Source organism: Amycolatopsis sp. MJM2582 (assembly GCF_000754115.1).
Taxonomy (GTDB): Bacteria; Actinomycetota; Actinomycetes; order Mycobacteriales; family Pseudonocardiaceae; genus Amycolatopsis; species Amycolatopsis japonica.
Map to the genome: position 1 here is coordinate 1,121,720 of NZ_JPLW01000002.1, position 21,639 is coordinate 1,143,358.

Annotated in this window: 22 protein-coding genes; 12 read left to right on the plus strand and 10 right to left on the minus strand. The window is 69.3% G+C overall.

Annotated features, from left to right (window positions below; genetic code table 11):
- Positions 1 to 77: 77 nt before the first annotated feature.
- Positions 78 to 1,463 carry an MFS transporter gene (locus tag ED92_RS15395; RefSeq protein WP_037338414.1) on the plus strand — a complete coding sequence of 462 codons (1,386 nt, stop codon included), beginning with the start codon at positions 78 to 80 and terminating at the stop codon, positions 1,461 to 1,463.
- Positions 1,460 to 2,209, plus strand: a complete 750-nt coding sequence (locus tag ED92_RS15400) for an isocitrate lyase/phosphoenolpyruvate mutase family protein (protein ID WP_037338418.1) — start codon at positions 1,460 to 1,462, stop codon at positions 2,207 to 2,209. Before ED92_RS15395 ends, ED92_RS15400 begins: the two co-directional genes overlap by 4 nt.
- A gap of 50 nt (positions 2,210 to 2,259) precedes the next feature.
- On the opposite strand, the gene ED92_RS15405 is transcribed toward ED92_RS15400, so the two are convergent.
- On the minus strand, positions 2,260 to 3,396 hold the full coding sequence (locus ED92_RS15405) for a serine hydrolase (RefSeq protein ID WP_037338421.1): 1,137 nt from the start codon (positions 3,394 to 3,396) through the stop codon (positions 2,260 to 2,262).
- Positions 3,397 to 3,607: 211 nt separating this feature from the next.
- Here ED92_RS15405 and ED92_RS15410 point away from each other — a divergent pair, with 211 nt between their 5' ends.
- Complete coding sequence (locus ED92_RS15410) at positions 3,608 to 4,102, plus strand: hypothetical protein (protein ID WP_037338423.1); 495 nt, start codon at positions 3,608 to 3,610, stop codon at positions 4,100 to 4,102.
- Here ED92_RS15410 and ED92_RS15415 read toward each other — a convergent pair.
- Positions 4,099 to 4,449, minus strand: a complete 351-nt coding sequence (locus ED92_RS15415) for a hypothetical protein (protein WP_037340078.1) — start codon at positions 4,447 to 4,449, stop codon at positions 4,099 to 4,101. The two genes, ED92_RS15410 and ED92_RS15415, sit on opposite strands and share 4 nt — an antisense overlap.
- Before the next feature lie 72 nt (positions 4,450 to 4,521).
- Here ED92_RS15415 and ED92_RS15420 point away from each other — a divergent pair, with 72 nt between their 5' ends.
- Genes ED92_RS15420 through ED92_RS15430 form a run of 3 tightly spaced genes read left to right on the plus strand, consistent with a single transcriptional unit; the run spans position 4,522 to position 6,331 of the window.
- Positions 4,522 to 4,917 (plus strand): GntR family transcriptional regulator, encoded by a 396-nt coding sequence (locus ED92_RS15420; RefSeq protein ID WP_037338426.1) that lies wholly within the window; start codon positions 4,522 to 4,524, stop codon positions 4,915 to 4,917.
- Positions 4,914 to 5,930, plus strand: a complete 1,017-nt coding sequence (locus tag ED92_RS15425) for a DUF1648 domain-containing protein (RefSeq protein WP_037338429.1) — start codon at positions 4,914 to 4,916, stop codon at positions 5,928 to 5,930. Before ED92_RS15420 ends, ED92_RS15425 begins: the two co-directional genes overlap by 4 nt.
- 23 nt (positions 5,931 to 5,953) lie before the next feature.
- A complete protein-coding gene (locus ED92_RS15430) occupies positions 5,954 to 6,331 on the plus strand; it encodes a DUF5997 family protein (protein ID WP_037338432.1) in 378 nt (125 codons plus the stop codon).
- Here ED92_RS15430 and ED92_RS15435 read toward each other — a convergent pair.
- The 6 genes from ED92_RS15435 to ED92_RS15460 all read right to left on the minus strand — a co-directional run bounded on the left by ED92_RS15435 (position 6,328) and on the right by ED92_RS15460 (position 14,444).
- A complete protein-coding gene (locus ED92_RS15435; RefSeq protein ID WP_037338435.1) occupies positions 6,328 to 7,095 on the minus strand; it encodes a LysR family substrate-binding domain-containing protein in 768 nt (255 codons plus the stop codon). The genes ED92_RS15430 and ED92_RS15435 overlap by 4 nt on opposite strands.
- Positions 7,096 to 7,184: 89 nt before the next feature.
- Positions 7,185 to 9,908 (minus strand): AbfB domain-containing protein, encoded by a 2,724-nt coding sequence (locus ED92_RS15440; RefSeq protein WP_037338438.1) that lies wholly within the window; start codon positions 9,906 to 9,908, stop codon positions 7,185 to 7,187.
- Between the two features lie 10 nt (positions 9,909 to 9,918).
- The gene (locus ED92_RS15445; protein ID WP_037338441.1) at positions 9,919 to 10,911 is read right to left on the minus strand and encodes an ABC transporter permease; all 993 of its coding nucleotides are present in this window, start codon (positions 10,909 to 10,911) and stop codon (positions 9,919 to 9,921) included.
- Positions 10,908 to 11,864 carry an ABC transporter permease gene (locus ED92_RS15450; protein ID WP_037338443.1) on the minus strand — a complete coding sequence of 319 codons (957 nt, stop codon included), beginning with the start codon at positions 11,862 to 11,864 and terminating at the stop codon, positions 10,908 to 10,910. The genes ED92_RS15445 and ED92_RS15450 overlap by 4 nt, the downstream gene beginning before the upstream one ends.
- Positions 11,865 to 11,898: 34 nt before the next feature.
- Positions 11,899 to 13,374: a sugar ABC transporter ATP-binding protein gene (locus ED92_RS15455; protein ID WP_037338445.1), complete on the minus strand. Its 1,476-nt coding sequence runs from the start codon at positions 13,372 to 13,374 to the stop codon at positions 11,899 to 11,901.
- 2 nt (positions 13,375 to 13,376) lie between these two features.
- Complete coding sequence (locus ED92_RS15460; RefSeq protein WP_037338447.1) at positions 13,377 to 14,444, minus strand: ABC transporter substrate-binding protein; 1,068 nt, start codon at positions 14,442 to 14,444, stop codon at positions 13,377 to 13,379.
- Positions 14,445 to 14,605: 161 nt separating this feature from the next.
- Between ED92_RS15460 and ED92_RS15465 the strand changes: the two genes are divergently transcribed.
- From ED92_RS15465 to ED92_RS15485, 5 genes are all read left to right on the plus strand, one after another.
- Positions 14,606 to 15,604, plus strand: a complete 999-nt coding sequence (locus ED92_RS15465) for a LacI family DNA-binding transcriptional regulator (protein ID WP_037338448.1) — start codon at positions 14,606 to 14,608, stop codon at positions 15,602 to 15,604.
- Between the two features lie 90 nt (positions 15,605 to 15,694).
- Positions 15,695 to 16,798, plus strand: coding sequence for a sensor histidine kinase (locus ED92_RS15470; protein WP_037340080.1), 1,104 nt, complete (start codon positions 15,695 to 15,697; stop codon positions 16,796 to 16,798).
- Positions 16,795 to 17,436: a response regulator transcription factor gene (locus ED92_RS15475; protein WP_037338450.1), complete on the plus strand. Its 642-nt coding sequence runs from the start codon at positions 16,795 to 16,797 to the stop codon at positions 17,434 to 17,436. Before ED92_RS15470 ends, ED92_RS15475 begins: the two co-directional genes overlap by 4 nt.
- Positions 17,437 to 17,607: 171 nt before the next feature.
- Positions 17,608 to 18,006: a hypothetical protein gene (locus ED92_RS15480; protein WP_037338452.1), complete on the plus strand. Its 399-nt coding sequence runs from the start codon at positions 17,608 to 17,610 to the stop codon at positions 18,004 to 18,006.
- A gap of 2 nt (positions 18,007 to 18,008) precedes the next feature.
- Positions 18,009 to 19,376 carry a GlxA family transcriptional regulator gene (locus ED92_RS15485; RefSeq protein ID WP_037338454.1) on the plus strand — a complete coding sequence of 456 codons (1,368 nt, stop codon included), beginning with the start codon at positions 18,009 to 18,011 and terminating at the stop codon, positions 19,374 to 19,376.
- On the opposite strand, the gene ED92_RS15490 is transcribed toward ED92_RS15485, so the two are convergent.
- Together ED92_RS15490 and ED92_RS15495 are read right to left on the minus strand one after the other, a co-directional pair.
- Positions 19,310 to 20,263, minus strand: coding sequence for a nitroreductase family protein (locus ED92_RS15490; protein ID WP_037338456.1), 954 nt, complete (start codon positions 20,261 to 20,263; stop codon positions 19,310 to 19,312). The two genes, ED92_RS15485 and ED92_RS15490, sit on opposite strands and share 67 nt — an antisense overlap.
- A 96-nt stretch (positions 20,264 to 20,359) precedes the next feature.
- Positions 20,360 to 20,719, minus strand: coding sequence for an antibiotic biosynthesis monooxygenase (locus tag ED92_RS15495; RefSeq protein WP_037338458.1), 360 nt, complete (start codon positions 20,717 to 20,719; stop codon positions 20,360 to 20,362).
- Between the two features lie 50 nt (positions 20,720 to 20,769).
- Between ED92_RS15495 and ED92_RS15500 the strand changes: the two genes are divergently transcribed.
- The gene (locus ED92_RS15500) at positions 20,770 to 21,627 is read left to right on the plus strand and encodes a DUF1206 domain-containing protein (RefSeq protein ID WP_037338460.1); all 858 of its coding nucleotides are present in this window, start codon (positions 20,770 to 20,772) and stop codon (positions 21,625 to 21,627) included.
- Positions 21,628 to 21,639: the final 12 nt, after the last annotated feature.

Below are 21,639 nucleotides of genomic sequence, written 5' to 3' on the forward strand. Positions count from 1 at the left end.
CGCCCGCACTTCCCTGGCCACGCCCCGCCGGGCGTGTGCCTCGTCATGCCCGGAAACCCTTCCACCAAGGAGAAATCTTGACCCCGAAACAGGCGTGGGTCCTGGCGCTCGCCTCAGTGGCGTCCTTCATGATGGCGCTGGACAGCCAGGTGGTGACGACGGCGCTGAGCACGGTCCGCGAGGATCTGTCCGCGTCGATCGAGCAACTCGAATGGATCGTCAACGCCTACAACCTCAGCTTCGCCGTCCTGCTGCTCACCGGAGCGGCGCTCGGCGACCGGTTCGGCCGCCGCCGGATGTTCGTCACCGGTCTCACGGTCTTCACGCTCGCTTCGGTGGGCTGCGCGATGTCCGGGGACATCGGCACGCTGATCGTCGCGCGGGCGGTGCAGGGCGCCGGTGCCGCGATGGTGCTGCCGCTGTCGCTCACCCTGATCAGCGCGATCTTCCCGCCCGAGCGGCGGGGCAAGGCGATGGGGCTCTACCTGGGGCTCACCGGGCTGGCGACGTTCAGCGGCCCATTCGTCGGCGGTGTCATCGCCGAAGGGCTGGCGTGGCAGTGGATCTTCTGGCTCAACCTGCCGGTCGGCGTGGTGGCGGTCTTGCTGACGCTCCGGCGCGTCGACGAGAGCACCGGCCCTGGTCACCGGCTCGACCATGGCGGCGTCGTCCTGGTGTCACTGGGATCGCTGGGCATCGTGTGGGGCCTGGTCCGCGGAAACCTCGCGGGCTGGGACAGTGCCGAGGTCCTGGGCTCGCTGGCCCTCGGCGTCGCGCTGGTGATCGCCTTCGTGTGGTGGGAGCGACGCAGCGAAGCGCCGATGCTGCCGATGCGGTTCTTCAGGCTGCGAGCCTTCTCGACGGCCAACGCGGCGAACTTCTGCGTCTTCGCCTCGCTGTACGGCACGTTGTTCTTCCTGCCCCAGTACTTCCAGACCGCGCAAGGTCTCGGGCCGTTCGAGGCGGGACTGCGGATGATGCCGTGGACCGCGACCCTGATGATCTGCGCGCCGCTCGCCGGCAAGCTGGCGGACAGGTACAGCGCGCGGATGTTCGTCGCCGTCGGATTGCTGCTCCAGACGATCGGCATGAGCTGGATCGTGCTGGTCGCCGAACCCGGCGCGGGCTACGCCCTCCTGCTGCCGGGGCTGATCGTCAGCGGCGCCGGGATCACGTCGGCCATGCCCGCCGCACAGCGCTCGGCCGTCGGAGCGGTGCGGCCCGCCGAGATCGGCCAAGCGTCCGGCGCGTTCATGACGCTGAGGATCTTCGGCGGCGTCTTCGGGGTGGCGGTGGTGGTCGCCGTCTTCGCCGGTGCCGGAAGCCATCTGTCCCCGGAGGAGTTCGGCAGCGGCTTCACGGCGGCGATGGCCGCTGTCGTCGCGTTCGCCTTCGTCGGCATGCTCGTCGCCCTGCGCATGCCGGCCGCCCTGACCACTACCGATCGAGGAGGAAACCGATGACCGATCCGAAGACGCTGGCCGAAACACTTCGAAGCCTGCACAACGGGGAAATGCTCGTGCTGCCGAACGTCTGGGACGCGGCGAGCGCCGAAATCGTGGCAGAGGCGGGCTTCCCCGCGGTCGCCACGGCGAGCGCCGCCGTCTCGGCGATGCTCGGGTACCCCGACGGCGAAGGCGCGCCATGGCAGGAGATGTTCGCCGCGGCGGCGCGGATCGCCCGCGTGGTCTCCGTACCGGTCACCGTGGACGCGGAGGCAGGCTACGGCCTGGCGCCGCGGGAGTTCGTGGAGCGGCTGCTGGAAACGGGAGCCGTCGGCTGCAATCTGGAGGACACCGATCACCGGTCGGGCGGACTGGCCGACGCGGACGAGCACGCCGAGCGGATCGCGGAGATCCGTTCGGCCGCGACCGGCGCCGGGGTGCCGATCGTCGTCAACGCGCGGGTCGACACGTTCCTGGGCGACCGCGGGGTCCCGGAGCCCGACAGACTCGCCGAGGCCGTCCGGCGCGGCAGGCTCTACCGCGATGCCGGTGCCGACTGCGTGTATCCGATCGGGGTCCGGCGCCGGGACGATCTCGCCGCGCTGGTCACCGAACTCGCGTGCCCGGTGAACGGGAACGTCGGCGAGGAACTGGACCTCGCCGCGCTCCGCGAACTCGGTGTGGCGCGGGTGTCGTACGGCCCACGCTTCTATCGCGCGGCACTGGAGGGATTCCGGACCGCGATCGGGAATCTTGAGGGGTGAGGCGTTGCGAAGGCCACTTTCACAACCTTGCGAAAGTGGCCTTCGCGTCGTCACTTGCAGAACGCGGTGTCCACAGTGGCCATGACGGCGTTCGAGCCCTTCTCCCCGTCGCCGAAGGTCCCCGGCATCGCGGTCACCGCGAGCCCGACCGTGCGGCCGTCTTCCGTGGCGCCACCGCGGGTTTCGAACCCGTGGATGTCCCCGCCGTGGCCCCAGTACACGCCGCCGCAGCTGAGCGGGTTGCTCATCAGGCCGAGCCCGTACTTCGTCCCCGGGAACAAGGGCGCGTCGACCGTCTTCCGCATTTCGGCCAGCTGCGCGGCGGGGAGCAGCCTGCCTTCGAGCAGCACGCGGAAGAATTCGCCGAGGTCACTGGGCGTCGAGATCAGCTGACCGGCGGCACCGCCCCAGGACGGATCCAGTTCGGTCGCGTCGATCACCTTGCCGGTGGCGGAGTTGCCGATGGCGTAGCCCTGCGGGTGCCGTCCCTGGATGGTCTGGTCACCGACTTGCGGCCAGTAGGTGTTCTTCAAACCCGCCTTCTTGATCACGCGTTCGGTGATCTGCTCCTGGAGCGGGCGTCCGGTGACCTTCTCGATCACCATGCCCGCCAGCAGGTACCCGGTGTTGCTGTACTCCCACTTGGTGCCGGGCGCGAACTTCGCCGGGTGACTCAAGGCCGCGGCGAGCAGTTCGTGCGTGGGGAAATACCGGTGCTGTACCTGTTCGAAATCCTGAAGTCCCAGGTACTCGGTGTAGTTCGGCAACCCGCTGGTGTGCTGCAGAAGGTGCCGGATGGTGATCTTGGTGGCGTCGATCCCCTCTCCGCGCACGATGCCGGGCAGGTACTTCTCGATCGGCGCGTCCAGTTCGACCTTGCCCTCGGCCACCAGTTGCAGGACCGCGACCGCCGTGAACGTCTTGGTGTTGCTGCCCGCGCGCACCCTGCCGTCACGCGGGACCGGCACCTGGCGATCGATCCGCGACGAGCCCGCGACCAGCGACGTCGTCCGCCTGCCGTCGGACACGGCGACCAGTGCGGCGGGGAATTTCTCCTGACGCACCAACGAGTCGAGGCTCTTCCGCAGCTCCGCTCCCTTGGCAGGCGCCGCGTCCGCCGCCGTCGTCCACGCCGCGCCCATCAGCCCCGCCACCGTCAGGACCACCACACCTTTGCGTACCGTCATTCCCACTCCTTCTCCGACGAGATCGACAGTGACAACTGTGGCCGAGGCCGGCGCGAAGATCAGCAGTGCAGGCTCCCGGATCCGGGGTGGTGCTGGCGCTACCCCACGAAAATTTTCGACCGGAATTCGTCCCACCATTGTCCGCGCGGGACGTGGCTGGCTAAGGTCAGTCCGGTAAGTGGACTAGACCACCCGAGGCCGGGAGGCGACGATGCCCCTCGACGAACAGCAGACCTGGGCACTGCTGCGAGAGCTGGACGAACCCGGCCACTGGGAGGTGCCCCACGACTTCGACGGACCGGCCGAGCGAGCTCGATTCGAGCGACTGGCCGAACGGTTGGAGCGGCTGTTCGACTGTTCCTGCGAAGTGGACCGCCATGTCCAAGACGCCAGCCACCTCGGCCGGATCGTGATCCCGGCGGACGCGACCGCCGCACTGGACCAGGTCACCGTGACGGTCAGCAACTTCGGCGGTCTCGTCGCGGTGACACTGGGAAATCCGGGCAGCTACGACGAAGACGAGGAACGCGAGTTCTTCCCGGCGCAGGTCCGAAGACAGGTCGAAGACGAGCTGGAGGCGCTCGGCTACCTGCCCGTCTCCGAGCATCCGCTGTGGACCAAGTACACCGGGATCAGCGGATTCGACGCGCTGTATCCGCCGGATCGGCCACCTTCCTGGTGGGACAGGTTCTTCGACTACCTCTAGACGAGCACGCCGACGAGATCCTTCGCGTTCGGCGCGCTGACGAGCACCTCGTCGAAGGGGAGCCCGGCGACCGCGCGATCGAGCTCGATCCGCAGCCCTGACACACCCCTGCGAGCCGACACCAGCTGACGCGTCCCCGTCCCCAGCCCCCAGTAACCCACCTTCAGCACCCCACTGATCAGCACCCCGGCCCGTCCCCCGCGTGTCCGTCGCACGGGCTCTTCGACGAACTCGACGGCCTTGATCGCCGACGACGGCACGACCGCTTCGTCACGCCATACGGCCAGCCGCTCCCAGGGCGAGAACCTCACGCGCATTCCGCCATCGGCGATGTCGATCGTCGCCATCATGACCACCTTCCCCTGCATAGCCAGCTGATGTAGTTGTTATAGCAAGTGTATAGCAGATATCCTGACCGGGTGTTGCTGACTCTCGACCTCGACAGCGAGGTTCCGATCTACCAGCAGATCCGCGATCGGATCGTCGAAGCCGTCGCCGACGGCACGCTCGCCGAGGGCAGCGCCCTGCCCTCCACCCGTCAGCTCGGCGCCGACCTGGCGATCAACTTCCACACCGTCAACAAGGCCTACGACCTGCTGCGGACACAGGGGTTCATCCGCATCAACCGCAAGACCGGCGCGGTCGTCCGGCGGGACGCGACCTCCGGTCCGGCGGAGGACGGTTACGCGGACGAGTGGCAGGAGCGCCTCCGCACCCTGCTCGCCGAGGCCGTCGCGCTCGGCGTGGGCCCGCGCGAAGTGACGAGCCGCTGCGAAACGGTGCTGGATTCCTTCGCGGTGAGCGCGCGGCGATGATCTGGCTGCACCTGGCCTTGATCGCGTTCACCGCGGCGGCCTTCGGCTCCGCGCCCGCGCTCGCCCGGCCGACACTCCCCTTCGGCGTCCGGATCCCGGCCCGGCGTTGCGGCGAGGCCGTCGTCCTCCTGGCCCGGCGTCGCTACAACCGGGGCATCGGCGCGGGGGCGATCGTGGCCTGCGTCGTACTTCTCTTCGATTGGCTCGCGCCCGAGGTCGTCCTGCTCGTTCTCGCCACCGCGTACTCCCTGCTCGGCTGCCTGGCTCACCGCTCGATCGCGGCCGCCAAACGCGAGGAAGGCTGGTATTCCGGCACGCGGCAGGCGGTCAGCACCGACACGTCGCTGCGCACGGATCCAGTCCGTCCACAGTGGATCCTTCTGGCTCCCGCCGTCGTGCTCGCGTTCGCCACGGCGGCCGGCGGATGGTTCACCGGCGCGACGGGCTTCTCGACGGTCTTCGCGCAGATCCTGGTCATCGTGCTGACCTCGCTCATGGCCGTCGCGATCTCACGGGCCAGACCGGAGATCGACGCCGCGCAGCCGTCGGCGTCGGCCTCGCGGTACCGGGAGTACCTGCACGGCGTGCTCGCACTGCTGCTGATCTCGGCGGGCTGCGTCAACGCGACCCTGCTCGTCGTCTCGCTTCAGCTGTGGGCTGTCGTCGACACGACGGTGCCGGTGACGATCGTGGCGTACCTTCCGCTCGCCGCCGCGTTCATCGCGTGGATCGGTTTCACCGTCCGGGCGGGCGACGCCGGGCACCGGTTGCCGCGCGCCGGCGACGAGCCGGAGACCCGCTACGAACAGCGTGACGACGACCGCCACTGGTACGCGGCCGGGATGGTCTACCTGAACCGGAACGATCCGGCGCTGCTGGTGCACCGGCGGGTCGGGACCTACTGGACGCTCAACCTCGGGCATCCGATCGCGTGGGTCGTCCTCGGCGCGGTCGCGGTGGCCGCGGTGCTCACCGGATTCGGCGTCGTGGCATTGCCCGAGAAAGGCACCTGATCACAGGGCGTTACCCTGAGGCAATGACGTCGCAGAAAACCCCTCAAACGATGAAGCCCGCGACAGCGGCGAAGAAGCTGGGTGTGTACCTGGAGGCGACCCCGGCGGAGTTCCAGGAGGGTGTCGTCTCCCGCGACGAGCTGAACGCACTGCAGGCCGAGCCGCCCGAGTGGCTGCGGGACCTGCGCCGCAACGGGCCGCATCCGCGTCCGGTCATCGCGGCGAAGCTGGGCGTGTCGATCAGCGGTCTGGCGCGCGGCGGGATCACCGGCGCCCTCACCACCGAAGAGATCGACGCGATCAAGTCCGAGAACCCCGACTGGCTGCAGCGGGAGCGCGAGACCCAGGCCGAGGTCCGCAAGGAGGAGGCGCGGCTCAAGGCCGCCCGCAGCGAAAGCTAGCCGCGACGACGGGGTTTGCCGCGTTTCCCACCCTGAGGAGCGCGGCGATTCCCCGACTGCGGCTTCCGGCCGCCGGCCTGGGGACGGTTGCCCTTGACCGGCGCCTTCTTCGCCGGGGCTTGCTTTTCCTGGGCCTGCTTTTCCTGGGCCTGCTGCCGACCGCGCGTGCTGTTGACCGTCCGGCCGCGGACGATCCCGATGAACTGCTCCATCAGGTCGGTGGTCTCGTCGTCCGGCCAGGACAGCGCGACCCCGGACTCCGGAGTGCCGGAGATCGGACGGTAGGTCAGGTCACGCCGATGGTGCAGCCGCGCGAGCGACTGCGGGACGATCAGGAGCCCGACCCCGGCGGCGACCAGCTCGATGGCGTCCGCGGTGGTGGCGGGCCGCTCCAGCGCGGGCTTCCCCGGCGGCGTGTCCCAATCCAGCGTGTCGTCGAGCGGGTGCAGCACGATCTCGTCGGCGATGTCGTCGACGGAGACCTCGTCCGCGGCGGCGACCAGGTGGTCTTTCGGGACCACCACGACCGTCGTCTCGGTGTAGAGCGGGATCGCGTGCAGGCCCTCGCGGTCGATCGGGAGTCGCAGCAGGACGGCGTCCACCTCACGTTCCCGGACCAGCCCGACCGCATTGGCGGCCGTCGTCTGGACGAGCTCGAGCGGGACGTCGGGCGACCGCTCGTCCCAGATCCGGACCCATTTCGAGGGCGTGACGCCGGGGACGTACGCGAGCTTGAAGGAGGCGGGGGTGTCCGGGCCGGTCATGGGGGCAAGGTTACCGGGAGTGGTCGGCAGGGTCGTGAGTGGCGTTTCGGGTTCTAACCCGAAACGCCACTCACGACCCACCGGACCGGCTACGGAGCCCAGGGCGCGGAGACCGCCCACGTGACGTCCTGGTCGTACGAGACCGGGTTGTCGAACGGGTGGCCGCCGCCGCTGGTGGCGACGTAGACCTCCTCGGCGTAGTGCCGCATGTTCGTCCCCAGTTCGTTCACCGACGCCAGCCGCACGCCGCCGGCACCGGGCTGGGCGCAGAACGTCGCGTCCTTCCGGAACAGGTCGGTGTTGTCGTTCCCGCTCAGCCGCACCCGGAAGTCCGCGTGCCGCAGGAAATTGCCCGGATAGTTCCGCGCCTCGAGCGAGTAGCACGACGGATCCGCGAGACCGCGCCGCACGACGAACGTCGCGTCCGCCTTCAGCAACGCCGCGCTCCCCGCGGTCACCACATCCGTCCGCGCGAGGCCGTCACGATGCCGCAGGAAGCGGTCCGTGAAACCGGGCGTCGTCACCTTGAACGACCGCGCCTGGTCCAGCGGCAGATCCGCGCCACTGCGCCAGAGCGGCACCGACGCCGCCCACGTCGTGTCCGCCGCGAAGCTCGACGGCGTGTCCCACGGGTTCGGCCCGCCGCTGCGCGCGAGGTAGACGGTCGCGGCGTAGTGGCGGATGAAGGCACCGGGCTGGTTGAACGACTCCAGCGCCGTTCCCCCGGCGCCTTCCCGCGCGCAGAACGTCGCGTCGCCGGCGAAGGACGCCGAACCGTCGTTCGCGTCCTTCCGGATCCGCGACGACGCGTGGCGCAGGAAGTGCCCGGGGTAGTTCCGCGACTCGAACGACAGACACGACGCGTCGGCCAGTCCCTGCCGGGCCCAGAACGTCGCGTCCTTCTTCCCGAGGTCCGCACTGCCTTCACCGAGGACGTCCGTGCGGACGAAATCGTCCTGGTGCCGCAGATAGCGATCCGTGTACCCGGCCGTCGTGACCCGAAGCGACAGGAGTTCGCCGCGTCCGACCTCGGTGCCCTTGGCGATGTCGAGCACCTTCTGGTTGATCTCGCGAACCCGCGCTTCGGTCATCTTTAGCACGCGTCGGTCGTAGGTGTAGAAGCCGTTCACCTCGTTCTCGACGTCGTACGGCTCGGTGTAGACCGACGCGGACAGCCCCCGGCCGTGCACGAACCGCCCGACCTGTTTGGTGATCTCGACGTACCGGTTCGTCAGCGACGTCTCGTCCGGATACAGCGCGCCGTACGCGAAGCCCTTGCCCGGCTCCCATTCGTGCCCGGTGACGCGCCGTCCGAGGCCGCCGTACTCCCCCAGCACCGCGATCCTTCGCGCGTCGGGTTGCCTCGTGCCGGTGGAAACCTGATACGCGTGGTCGTCGATCACGTCGCCGTTGCCCGGATCCGGATCGGACACACAGCAGTTCGACCCGGAGTTGTGGTTGATCAGCCGGGTGTCGTCGATCGAGCGGACCAGATCCACGATGCGGCCGGCTTCGTACTCGCCCCAGCCTTCGTTGAACGGCACCCACTGCACGATCGAGGTGATGCCCTTGTGCTGCTCGATCATCCGACGCAGTTCGGATTCGTAGTTCGCGTGCCCGTTCGGGACTTCGTCGATCGAGTCGAGCGACGGCATGTCCTGCCAGACCATCAGCCCCAGTTTGTCGGCGTGGTAGAACCACCGCGCCGGCTCGACCTTGATGTGCTTGCGGACCATGTTGAAGCCCAGGGCCTTCTGGCGTTCGAGGTCGAACCGCAGTGCCTCGTCGGTCGGCGCGGTGTAGATGCCGTCGGGCCAGTAGCCCTGGTCGAGCGTGCCCAGCTGGAAGACGAACTTGCCGTTGAGCAGCGGCCGCATCACGCCGCCGACCATCGCCTTGCCCAGCGAACGCATACCGAAGTATCCGGTGACGACGTCGCCGCCCGGCAGCCGCACGCGCAGGTCGTAGAGGAACGGGTCGTCGGGCGACCACAGCCGCGCGTTCGGCACCGGGACCCGCAGATGGGACCCGACGGCACCGGTGGCGGTGCCGACCACTTGGCCGCCGGAAAGCACTTCGGCGGTCGCTTGCTGCCCGGGGGTGCCCTGGACGACGAGGTCGAGCGCGCCGCCGGGGACGTCGGGGGTGGTGTCGAGCCGCGTGATGTGCTCCGCCCGGACCGGTTCCAGCCAGACGGTCTGCCAGATCCCCGACGCCGCCGTGTAGAAGATGCCGTCTGGGCTCTTGCGCTGCTTCCCCACCGGGTACCGGCTGCCGTCGACCGGCGACGCGACGCCGACGACGATCTCGTTCTCCCCCGCCTTCAGCGCCGGGGTGATGTCGAAGGAGAAAGCGTCGAAACCACCGGTGTGACTCCCGATCGACGTCCCGTTGACCCAGACCTTGGTCTCCCAGGTGACGGCGCCGAAGTTGAGTTTCACCCGGCGACCGTCCCAAGTGGACGGAACGGTGAACGTCCGCCGGTAGAACATGTTGTCCTCATGCCGTTTGATCCCCGAAAGCATCGACTCGATCGGGTAAGGCACGAGTACGTTTTCACTCAACGGCCTGCCGATCGGCGGCGAATTCAGGTTCGGCGCCCCGGTGAAACCCCAGGTTCCGTTGAGGTTGAGCCATTCCGAGCGCACCAGCTGCGGGCGCGGGTACTCGGGCAGCGCGTTCGACGGCGAGACCTGGTCCGTCCACGGGGTCGGTAGCGGGACGGGAGCGGCTTGGGCGACGGGAACTAGTGTCGTCGCGGCGGCCAGCAGACCGGCCACGACGCTCAGGGCGCGCGCGGTTCTTCGGTGCATGCGATCTCCCCTATCTCCTGGCGGTCGTGCGCGCCAGCGACCGCTGCAGCACAACGACCACCAGCAGGAACGCACCGCTGACCACCGACTGGTAGTTGCTGTCGAGAGTTCCTATCTGGTTGATGACGTTCTGGATGACCGTTCGGATGCCCACGCCGATGACCGTTCCGAGAATCGTGCCCATCCCGCCGGTCAGCAGGGTGCCGCCGATGACGACGACGGAGATGGCGTCCAGTTCGAGGCCGACGCCGATCACCGTGACACCGGACTGCAGGTAGGCCGCGGTCAGCGCGCCCGCGAGCCCGGAAAGCACCCCGCTCATCACGTAGACGGTGATCTTGGTTCGGGCCACCGGGAGCCCCATCAGCTTCGCGGACTGCTCCGAGCCGCCGGTCGCGAACACCGCCTGCCCGAACCGGGTCCGCCGCAACAGGAGCCCGCCGATCAGGCACAGCGCCGCCGCGATGAACACCGGATAGCCGAACCCGAACAGCGTGCCGCGCCCGAGTTCGACGAAAGCCTCGCCCTCCGGGATCTTGTACGTCGTCGCGCCCTCGGTGGTGATCGCGAGCAGCAGTCCGCGGGCGAACAGCAGCGACGCCAGCGTGACGATGAACGGTGCCATCCCGGTCTTGGCGACGAGCAACCCGTTGATCAGGCCGATCAACCCGCATACGGCCAACGGCAGCAGGAGCGCGACAAGGAAACCCCACTGCGACCCGTAAGCCGCGAGGACCCCGCCGAGCGCGTAGACCGACCCCACGGAGAGGTCGATCCCGCCGGTGATGATCACGAACGTCATCCCGAGCGCGATGATCGCGAGGAACGAGCTCTGCAACGCGATGTCGCGCAGGTTGTCCAGGCTGCCGAACCGCGGGAACAGCAGCCACGCGACGGCGACCATGAGCACCAGCGCGATCGCCGCGCCCTGTTTCTGCAGGACCCCGGTCATGAGCTCGCGCCGGGTGGAGTCCTGGGCGGCCATCGTGGGCGCCGCGGTCATCGGCTGCTCCGTTCCCGTGCGACGTACACCGCGCCGACGATGATCGCGGCCTGGATCATCTGCGCGGTCGAATCCGGCAGGTTGTGCTTGATGAGCGTGGCGCGGACGAGCTGCATGAGCAGGACACCCATCACCGTGCCGAGGATGCGGACACGGCCGCCGGTCAGCGGGGTGCCGCCGACCACGACCGCGGTGATCGCGGACAGTTCCATCAGCAATCCGGCGTCCGCGGGGTCGCCGGCGCCGAGCCGTGCGGTGGAGAGCACCCCGGCCAACGCCGCAAGCAAGCCGCAGATCGCGTAGACGCCGATGAGGACGCGGTTGACCGGCAGCCCGGCGAGCACACTGGCCCGCCGGTTGCCGCCGATCGCGACCAGCCGCCTGCCGAACGCCGTCTTCCCGACCAGCGCCGCCACCAGGACCGCCAGTACGGCCGCGATGAGCACGCTCACCGGGATCCCGAGCACCTCGCCGTTGCCGAGCGCGAGGAAATCCGGATCGTGCAACTGGATCAGCTGGCCGTCGGCGAGGACGAGCGCGAGCCCGCGACCGCCGACGAGCAGGGCGAGTGTCGCCACGATCGGCTGGATCCCGACCTTGGCGACGAGGACCCCGTTCAGCGTCCCCGCGGCCAGCCCCGCCGCGAGCGCGACGGCCACCGCCGGCAGGGTCCCGGCGCCGAGGTACAGCGGGACGAGTGCGGCCGAGAGCGCCATCACCGCGCCCACCGACAGGTCGACGCCTTCGGTGCCGATCACCAGCGCCATCCCGAGCGCGACCACCAGTACCGGCGCGGCCTGGATGAGCTGGGTGCGGAAGTTGCCGACGGTCAGGAAGTTCGCCGTGAACGCGATGTTGAACAGCACGAGCGCGACGACGGCGACGTACACGCCGTACTCCTGCAGCCACCGCGCCACCCGGGTCCGGTCCACCGTTTTCGCCGTGTCCGTCATGGTGGGTCCCGGTTCCTCCGTTCTCCGCTGAGTGCTAGTCATCCGCGCCGCCCGAAGCGATCGCGGCCAGCACGTGGTCCTGCGTCAGCTGCTCCCCCGCGAGTTCCCCGACCACCGCGCCGTCCTTGAGCACGACCAGCCGGTCCGCTCCGTCGAGAAGCTCTTCCATCTCCGACGAGATCAGCAGGACGGCGAGCCCTTCTTTGGCGAGCTCGTCGATGAGCGCCTGCACCTCGGCCTTCGCGCCGACGTCGATGCCCCGGGTCGGCTCGTCGAGCAGCAGCACCTTCGGCTCGGTGCAGAGCCAGCGGGCCAGCAGCACCTTCTGCTGGTTGCCGCCGGAGAGCTCGGCGACCTTCTGGTCCGGGCTCGATACCTTGATCCGCAGGCGTTTCACGAACGTGTCGACGATCCTGTCCTGCCGGGCCCGGCTGACCAGGCCGAAGCGGGACAGCTTCGGCAACGCGGCGAGCACGATGTTCTCCCGCACGGACAGATGCGGGATGATGCCTTCGGTCTTGCGGTCCTCGGCGAGCATGCTGACGCCCGCGCGCATCGCGGCCGCCACATTCCCTTGCGGGACTTGCTTTCCGCCGACGAGCACCGTGCCACCCGACAGCGGCAGGTCGCCGACGATCGCCCGCGCGGTCTCCGTGCGGCCGGAGCCGAGCAGCCCCGCGAGGCCGACGATCTCACCGGGTTTGATCTCCACCGAGACACCGCCCAGCCGGTTGCCGCTGGTGAGGTTCTCCGCGCGCAGCACCGGTTCCCGGCCTGCCTCATGGTCGCCCTCGAAGGCGGTCGCGCCGTGCGAGCGGATGTCGCCGACGCTGCGGCCGAGCATCATCGACACCAGTTCCAGCCGCGGCAGGTCGGCGAGCGGTCCGGTGTGGACTCGCCTGCCGTCCCGCAGCACAGTGACGCGTTCGCAGATCCGGTACAGCTCGTCCATGCGGTGGCTGACGTACACGATCGCGATCCCGCGTTCGTGCAGCCTGCCGATGACCTCGAACAGCGTCTCGACCTCACGCGGTTCCAACGAGGACGTCGGCTCGTCCATGATCACGACGTCGGCGTCGACCGACACCGCGCGGGCCAGCGCGACCATCTGCTGCGCGCCGACGCCGAGTGTCCCGAGTGGACGGCGGACGTCGGCGTCGATGCCGTAGTCCGCAAGCAGGGCCGCCGCGTCGGAGTTCATCCGCGCCCAGTCGACCAGCCCGAACCGCTTCCTCGGCTCCCGGCCGAGGTACACGTTGCTCGCCACGCTCATCAGCGGGATGAGGTTGACCTCCTGGTAGATCGTGGAGATCGCACCCCGCGCGTGGATCGTGCCGGAATCCGGCTTGTGCACGCCGGTGAGCACCTTGATCAGCGTCGACTTGCCGGCGCCGTTCTCGCCCACCAGCGCGTGCACCTCGCCCGGCCGCAGCGCGAACGACACGTCGTCGAGCGCGCGCACCCCGGCGAACGTCTTCGTCACGCCTTCGACCTCGAGAACCGGTTCCATCGTCAGTACGCGTTTCCAAGCTTCTGCGCGGCGTTCGCCGAGTCGTACTGGTCGTCGGAGATCACGACGGTCGGCGGGATCTCCTTGCCCGCGGCGAAGTCCTGCAGCGTCGAGAAGGCGAGCGGACCGAAACGCGGGTTGGACTCGATCACCGCGTTGTAGCTGCCGTCGGCGATGAGCTGGACGGCGTTGCGGGTGCCGTCGATCGAAACGATCTTGACGTCCTTGCCCGGCGTCTTGCCCGCGGCCTTGAGCGCGGTGACCGCGCCGATGCCCATCTCGTCGTTCTCGGCGTAGACCGCGGTGATCTCGGGGTTGCTCTGGATGAGCTGCTCCATGACCGCCTGTCCCTTGGAGCGGTCGAACTCGCCGGTCTGCTCGGCGACGACCTGGATGCCCGTGGTCGCGGCGATCTCGTCCTTGAACCCCTTGGTGCGGTCGGTGGTGACGTTGTTGCCGGACGCGCCGAGCAGGATCGCGACCTTGCCGGTGCCGCCGGTCGCCTTCACCATCTCCTGCGCCGCGCGTTTGCCCTGCTCGACGAAGTTCGAGCCGATGAAGGTCAGGTAATCGGTGCACGGCTGCGACGTCACCTTGCGGTCGATCGTGATGACCGGAACCTTCTTGACCTTCGCCGCGTCGAGGGCGGGCTGGAGGCCGTCGGAGTTCAGCGGGGCCACGATGAGCAGCTGCGCACCCCGGTCCAGCAACGACTTGATGTCGCTGACCTGTTTGTTGAGGTCGCTCTGCGCGTTGGTGACCAGGAGTTTGTCGTCCGGGACACCGAGTTTCTTCGCTTCGTCCTTGATGGACTGTGTCTCGGCGATCCGGAACGGGTTCGCCTCCTTCTCCGACTGGGAGAAGCCGATGACCGCGTTCTTCACGTCCACCTGCGGGTAGCCGGTCTTCTCGCGGGCGCAGCCCGGCCCCGCGGCCTGGTTCGGCGCCGCCGAAGCGGCGGGCCCCGCCCCCGACGGGGCGGACTGCTGGGTCTCACGGCTGGTGCAGGCCGTCAGCGCGAGCGCGAGGCCGGTCGCCAGGAGCAGGGTGCGGCGGATGGGCAGGGACATCGATCGCTCCTCGGGGAAGTCGAGCACACGGATCTGCGGTGACCCATGTCACTCATAGGGACGATGCCAGATTTACATCGTTGGTACAACGTTGTAAATCCGCCGTTCGCGCGGCTAGGCTGTGCCGGATCTGTACCGGAGCACTGCGGAGGGGAGCGAGGGTGGCCACGCTCAAGGACGTCGCCAAGCTTGCGGGCGTCTCGGTCAAGACCGTGTCGAACGTGGTCAACGGCTACGACTTCGTCAAGCCGGAGAACCGCAAACGCGTCGAGGAGGCACTGGCGTCGACCGGGTACCGGCCCAATCTCGGCGCCCGGAACCTCCGCCGCGGGCGTACCGGGTTCCTCGGGCTGATGCTGCCCGAGCTGAGCATCCCGTACTTCGGCGAGCTGGCCGGCCTGGTGCTGCAGGCGGCGCAGGAGCACGAGTGGAACGTCCTCATCGAACAGACGCTCGGCACCAGGGAACGTGAGCGCAACACGCTGTCCGCGCTGGGCCCGCATCTGATCGACGGCGCGATCATCAGCCCGGAGGCGTTGCACACCAACGATTTCGAGGATCTCGCGCCGGGTGTCCCGCTGGTGATGCTCGGTGAGCACGTCGTCGACGTCCCGATCGACCACGTCGGTATCGACAACGTCCAGGCCGCCCGGATCGCGGTGCGGCATCTGATCTCGCTCGGCCGCCGCCGGATCGCCGCGATCGGTGCGCATCCGCAGCGGCACACCGCCGCGCAGCGGCTTGAGGGCTACCACTCCGCGCTCGCCGAGGCGGGGCTGGCGCCCATCCCGGAACTGGTCCTGCCCGCGCTGCGGTATCACCGCGCCAACGGCGCCGAAGCGATGGCGCATCTCCTCGCGCTGCCGGAACCGCCCGATGCCGTCTTCTGTTTCAACGACCTCCTCGCCATCGGCGCCCTTCGCGCCGCGGCCGAACGCGGCGTCCAGGTGCCGTCGGACATGGCGATCGTCGGCTTCGACAACAACGAGGAGAGCGCGTACAGCCTGCCGTCCCTGACGACGATCGCGCCGGACAAGGCCGCGATCGCGCGGGCCGCCGTCGACCTCCTGCGCCGTCGTATCGCGGGCGGGAGCGACCTCGAACCGGAAGACGTCCAGACCCCCTTCTCGCTCGAAATCCGGAACAGCACCATCGCCTGACCCCCGCGGTTAGTCCTCTGAATGCGGTAGTTGCGTGTGCAAGGACCGCATTCAGCGGACGAAATGCGGGAGGCGTGGCATGGTGTGTCCGTGAACCGGGCCCTGGCGGTGCTGACCCTCGTCGCGTACGTGACGTTGCCGCTCGGCTCGGCCAAGTACGAGACGCTCGTGCTGCCGACGCTCCTGGCCGGGCTCGTCTACGCGGCGATCGCGGTCGTGGGCTTCCCCTGGGTGCAGAAGCACGGACGCGCGTGGGCGATCGCGTACGTCTGCGTTCAGTTACCGCTCGGCTTCACCCTGTTCTCGCTTTCGGGCGCCGCCGTCGGGGCGGTCCTGCTTCTCGTGGTCCTCGTCTGCCACACCGTGTTGCTGCTGCCGTTGCCGGTGGCGTTCGGGGTCGCGGTCGTGATCCCGCTCATCCACCTGCCGATGGCGCCGATGGACGGCCTCCGCGAGGGGCTCGGGACGCTGGCGGTCATGGTCTTCGCCGCCGTGGTGACCGAACTGGTCGTCCGTGAGAAGCGGGCACGGGAGGAGCTCGCCGAGGCACACGAACGTCTTCGCGATCACGCCGCCCAGGCCGAGCAGCTCGCGACGATCCAGGAGCGCAACCGGCTCGCGCGCGACATCCACGACGGGCTCGGCCACCACCTCACGGTCGTCCAGATGATGTTGCAGGCCGCCCGCGCGGTGATCGGCACCGGCGACACGGAGCGGGCCGACGGGATGCTCGCCAAGGCGCAGGATCAATCGCGCGAGGCGCTGGCGGAGGTCCGGCGCTCGGTGTCGGCGTTGCGTGAGCCGCGCTCCGAGCCGCTCACGGACGCGTTGCGGACGCTGGCGGAAGAGGCTTCCGCGGCAGGCGTGCCGACCGGGTTCGAGATCAAGGGCACCGCACGCGACACCCGCCCCGACGTCGAGGAGTCGCTGTTCCGGGCGGCGCAGGAGGGACTGACCAACGTGCGCAAGCACGCGCGCGCCAAGGCCGCGACCGTGGTGCTCGACTACGCCGTCGCCGATCTCGTTCGCCTCGAAGTCCGTGACGACGGTGTCGGGATCGCCGCGGATTCCCCATCGGACAAGGGTTTCGGCCTCGTCGGGCTCCGCGAGCGGGTCGCCGGCCTCGGCGGCCGGGTCTCGGTCGACTCCACCGAAGGTCAGGGCCTGACACTCACCGTGGAGGTGCCAGGATGACCGTCCGCGTGCTGATCGTCGACGACCAGGCGTTGTTCCGCGAAGCCTTGGCGACCCTGTTGGAAGTCCAGCCCGAGATCGACGTCCTCGGCGAGGCGGCGAACGGCGAGGAGGCCGTGCGGCTCTGCGCCGAACTCCGCCCCGACGTCGCGCTGATGGATCTGCGGATGCCCGTGCTGGACGGAATCGCGGCCACCGCGCGGCTTCGCGCCGAGCAGCCCGGCGTGCGCGTCTTGGCGCTGACGACGTTCGACGACGACGAAGACGTGTTCGCCGCGTTGCGCGCGGGCGCCGTCGGTTATCTGTTGAAGGACGTCTCGTCGACGCGGTTGGTCGAGGCGCTGGTGGCGGCCGAACGGGGCGAGTCGGTGCTGCAGCCTTCCGTCGCGGCGAAACTCGTCGCGCGGGTGGCCCGGCTCCCCGCCGAGACACCCCGGCCGTCGGCGACACCGCTTTCGGAACGGGAACTGGAAGTCGTCCGGCTCCTCGCGGACGGCCGGAGCAACCGCGAGATCGCCAAGACGCTGTTCCTCGCCGAGGGCACGGTGAAGAACCTCGTGACGAGTGTCCTGTCCAAGCTCCAGGTGCGGGATCGCACCCAGGCCGCCCTGCGCGCGAAGGAACTCGGCCTGTTCTGAGCGCAGGTGGTCGTGAGTGGCGTTTCGGGTTAGAACCCGAAGCGCCACTCACGACCACCTGGACCGATCCGAACACCGGTCACATGACCTCGCGCATGACTTCCGGCACCTGCCCTCGTGCCCCGCCGCGGCCGAACATTGCTCCCGTCGCAACGACCGAGGGAGCCGGAAATGAACCACACGACCGAACAGAAGACCCGCAAGCAGGCCGTCCTGCACTTCACCCGCCACGCCGTGGAGATGCTGATCTCGATGGTGGCCGGGATGATCGTCCTCGAACCGGTCTGGTCGTTCCTGTGGCCGGGCCTCGCCGGGAACGTGACCGCGAACGCGCTGGTGATGGCGACGAACATGTCGCTCGGCATGGCGCTGTGGATGCGGATCCGGCGCCACGGCTGGGCGTCCATCGCGGAGATGTCGGCCGCGATGTACGTCCCCTACCTGCTGTTCCTGCCGTTCTTCTGGACCGGCCTGATCTCGGGATCGACCCTGATGACGGCCGGGCACGTGCTGATGGTGCCCGCGATGCTCGCCGCCATGTTCCGCCGCCGCGCCGAGTACGGAGCCTGACCATGCGCTCCTTCGTCCGTGTCACGCTGACCGTGCTGGCGTTCACCGTCGCCGCGCTGGCCCTCCCGGTCACGCTCGGCGCCGTCACGCTCAGCGCCAGCTTCGAGAACCGCTACACGCAGAGAACCGACGGGGTCGCGCCGCCGCCGACATCCAAGGCGCACGATCCCGCCAAGCCGACCGCGGTGGTCGTCGTCGGGAACGAAGGCGCCGTCGTCTCCGATGCGCTCGCACCGTACGAGGTCCTGGCGGCGTCCGGCGCGTTCAACGTCTACACCGTCGCGCCGCAGGCCCGGCCGGTCACCTTGACCGGCGGTCTCGATCTGAGCCCGGACCTGGGTTTCGCCGATCTCGATCGGTTGCTTTCGTCGAAAGCCCCTGACGTCGTGGTGGTCCCCGCGTTGCCGGATCTCGGCGAGCCGACCACGCGGCCGGTGACCGAGTGGCTGAAGCGGCAGTCGTCACGGGGCTCGCTGCTCATGAGCGTCTGCAACGGTTCGGGTGTCCTCGCTTCGGCCGGGCTCCTCGACGGGCGGAAGGCCACCGCGCACTGGATCCGCATCGGCGGGTTCGACGACGAATTCCCCGCCGTGGACTGGATCCGCGGCACGCGCTACGTCGACGACGGGAACATCGTGACCACGGCCGGAATCCTCTCCGGGATCGATGGGGCGCTCCACGTCACCGAGCGGTTCGCCGGCACCGAAGTCGCGCGAACGGCGGCCGAAGCCGTCGGCTGGACCCACTACTCCCCCGGTTCGAGCGCGCCGATGACGCAGAACAGCTTCGAAGCGGCGGACACCGTCGTCGGGTTCAACACAGCGTTCCGGTGGGACAAGCCGATGCTGGGGGTCCTGCTGACTCCCGGGGTCCGGGAGCTCGAACTCGCCGCGGTGTTCGACACCTACGGCCAGTCGCTGGCGGTCGAGACCACGGCCGTCGGTCTCGACGGCGAGCCGATCCGGTCCCGGCACGGATTGACCTTCGTCCCACGCGGCACGCCGGCGGCTGAAGACCGGCTCGTCGTGCCCGGCGCGGAGGCCGCCGCGAGTCACGCCGCCGACCGGTACTCCGCGCTTTCACCGGTGTACCTGCACGCCGGGCCCGGGTTCCCGTTCGACGCCGTACTCGAAGACCTGGTGCGTACCACCGACACCGCGACCACGCGGTGGACGGCCAGAACCTTGGAGTACGAGACGGGGCATCTCGCGCTGGACGGCGAAGCGTGGCCTTGGACGATCACGCTGCGCCCGTTCGGGCTGGCCGTCCTCGGGCTGCTCGTGGCCTTCGGGATCCGAGCGCTCTACCGCATGATCCGGAGGACGTCGCCGACCGGGCGGCGAGGTGTGGTGGACCCCGGGAAGCCGTAGCCCAGACGGAAAACGGCCTGCGGATGCGCGTTTTCGCCGAGCAGTGACCGGAGCACGGTGCGAGCGGACGGGATCTCCATCGGCTGCGAGTAGAACGACGCGCTGAGGCCGAGCGAAGTCGCCGTCAGCAACGCCCGCTGCATCGCCCGCCCGGCCCGGATCTGGGCGAGCGGCCCGTCGGTCGGTGTCGTCAGCACCGCGACGACCGGATCGCGTTCGAACTCCCGGGACTGCTCGCTCTCCCCGTGATGCCGGACGGGCAGCAAGCCGCCCGAGGGACGCGGTCCGCCCGCGTAGGCCGGGACGCCGTCGTTGCCCCCGCTTTCCCTGGTCCACGCCCGGAGTTCCGCCTGGAAGCGGTCGTCGAGGGTCTGCAGGTGATCCGCCCGCCGGATGAGTCCCGCGACGGCCTCCAGCAGACCCACTTCGTCGAGCAGGACCAGTTTCGCGCCCTCTTCCCCGGCGGCCCGCCGCACCGCGTGCCGGGCTCCGGCGGGCACCGGGGTCGAGGCGAACGGCCGCCGGTTGCTGTACCGCACGCGGATCGACGCCGCCAGCCGCTGCTCCGCCGCGCTCGCCCGGTGCCGGGGCCCGATCCCCACCCTGGCCAGCAGTTCCGGCCGGTCCTTCTCCGGCAGGAGCTCCACGTCGCAGGACCGCCCCGCGACGGCGATCGCGAGTTCGAGGTTCAGCAACGCCGCGCCGCAGGACAACCGCGCCTCACGGCGATCCGGGTCGCAGACCTCGAGCACGCGATCCTCGTCGAGGACGACGCCGATGACGTCCGGTCCGACCTCGAAGAGCCACGGCTGGGTGTTGTGCGGTGACGGTGCCCGGACGGCGGCCTCCAGCGCGGCGGTGACGACCGGTGCTTCGGTGAGGATCATCGCGGCTCCCTAGCCCGTGGAGGTCACCTCAGCCTTTCGCGCGGGCGCCGGGACCGTAAGTGGCCGTGGTCCTTTCCGGTTCGGGACCTTCGGCCCTCAGTCACCCACCCGCGGGCCGGGGCCGGTCTCCCGGACGACGCGGTAACGGGGGTTCGCGCTGACCCGCGACTCGACCTCGCCGGGCAGCCCGTCGAGCGCCGCATGGATGGCCGCGAGCCGGCCTTCGGTGTCGGAGGTCTCCTCGAAATGCCGGTAGTCCGCCTCGCTCGCCCAGCTGACCAGGTTGACGACCCGCGTCCCGTCCACGCTCGCGTGGAACCGGGCCGACACGTAGCCCGGGTAGAACCGCACCCAGCGGTCCTGGATCTCGGCGAAGGCCTCCACCAACGCCGCCTGGGTCTCCGGTCCGTCGACCGCGTACTCGATGATCGAGTAGAAACCCTTGTCCTCACTCATGTTCACTCCTCGAAAGCCGGTGATGAACCCAGCCTTCACCCTCGACCTCGGTGGAGATCAAGAGTGACCTGCCCGACATTTCGGGCACATTGCTCCGGCCGGGCCTGGCGGGCGGACGTCGGCTCGGCGAGGATCGCCCGATGCGCGACAGCAAGACGTTCGGCCTCATCGCCCGGGGCGGGCTGGTCTGCTATGCGGTCGTGCACCTGCTCGTGGCCTGGCTCGCGGCGCAGGTCGCGCTCGGCGATCACGCGAGGGCGGACAAGGCGGGCGCCCTGCAGATGGTCGTCGCCGAAGGGGGCGCGTGGCTGCTGTGGCTGATCGCGGCCGGTCTCGCCGTGCTGGCGATGTGGCAGCTCGGCGAGGCGATCACCGGGCACCGGCACGTGAAGACGCGGCGGCGGACCGTGCGCAGGATCGTCAGCGGGATCGAGGTCGTGCTGTACGGCCTCGTCTCCTACAGCGCGGTGAAGATCGCCCTCGCGGGCGCCGACGACGGGCAAGGTTCCCTCGTGGCCGGGATCCTCGCGGAGTCCTACGGGCCTGTACTGGTCACCCTCGCCGGAGTCGCCGTCGTGGCGGTGGCGGTGTTCCTCGCCCAGCGCGGCTTCCGGAAGACCTTCGTACGGGAACTCGACTTCGGCGGGGCCACCGGGACGGCCAGGACCGTGACGATCCGGCTCGGGCAGATCGGCTGGATCGCGCTCTCCGCCGCGTACGGCACCATCGGCGTGCTGACGGTCGTCGCCGCGGTCACCTTCGACCCGGCCAAGGCGAGCGGCCTCGACGCCGCGTTGAAGACGCTCTCCGCTCAGCCGTACGGCGGTCCGATGCTCCTCGCGCTCTCGGCGGGCATCGCCGCGTTCGGCGCTTTCGCGCTCCTGGACGCGCGTTTCCGCAAGATCTGATCTGCCCGGCGA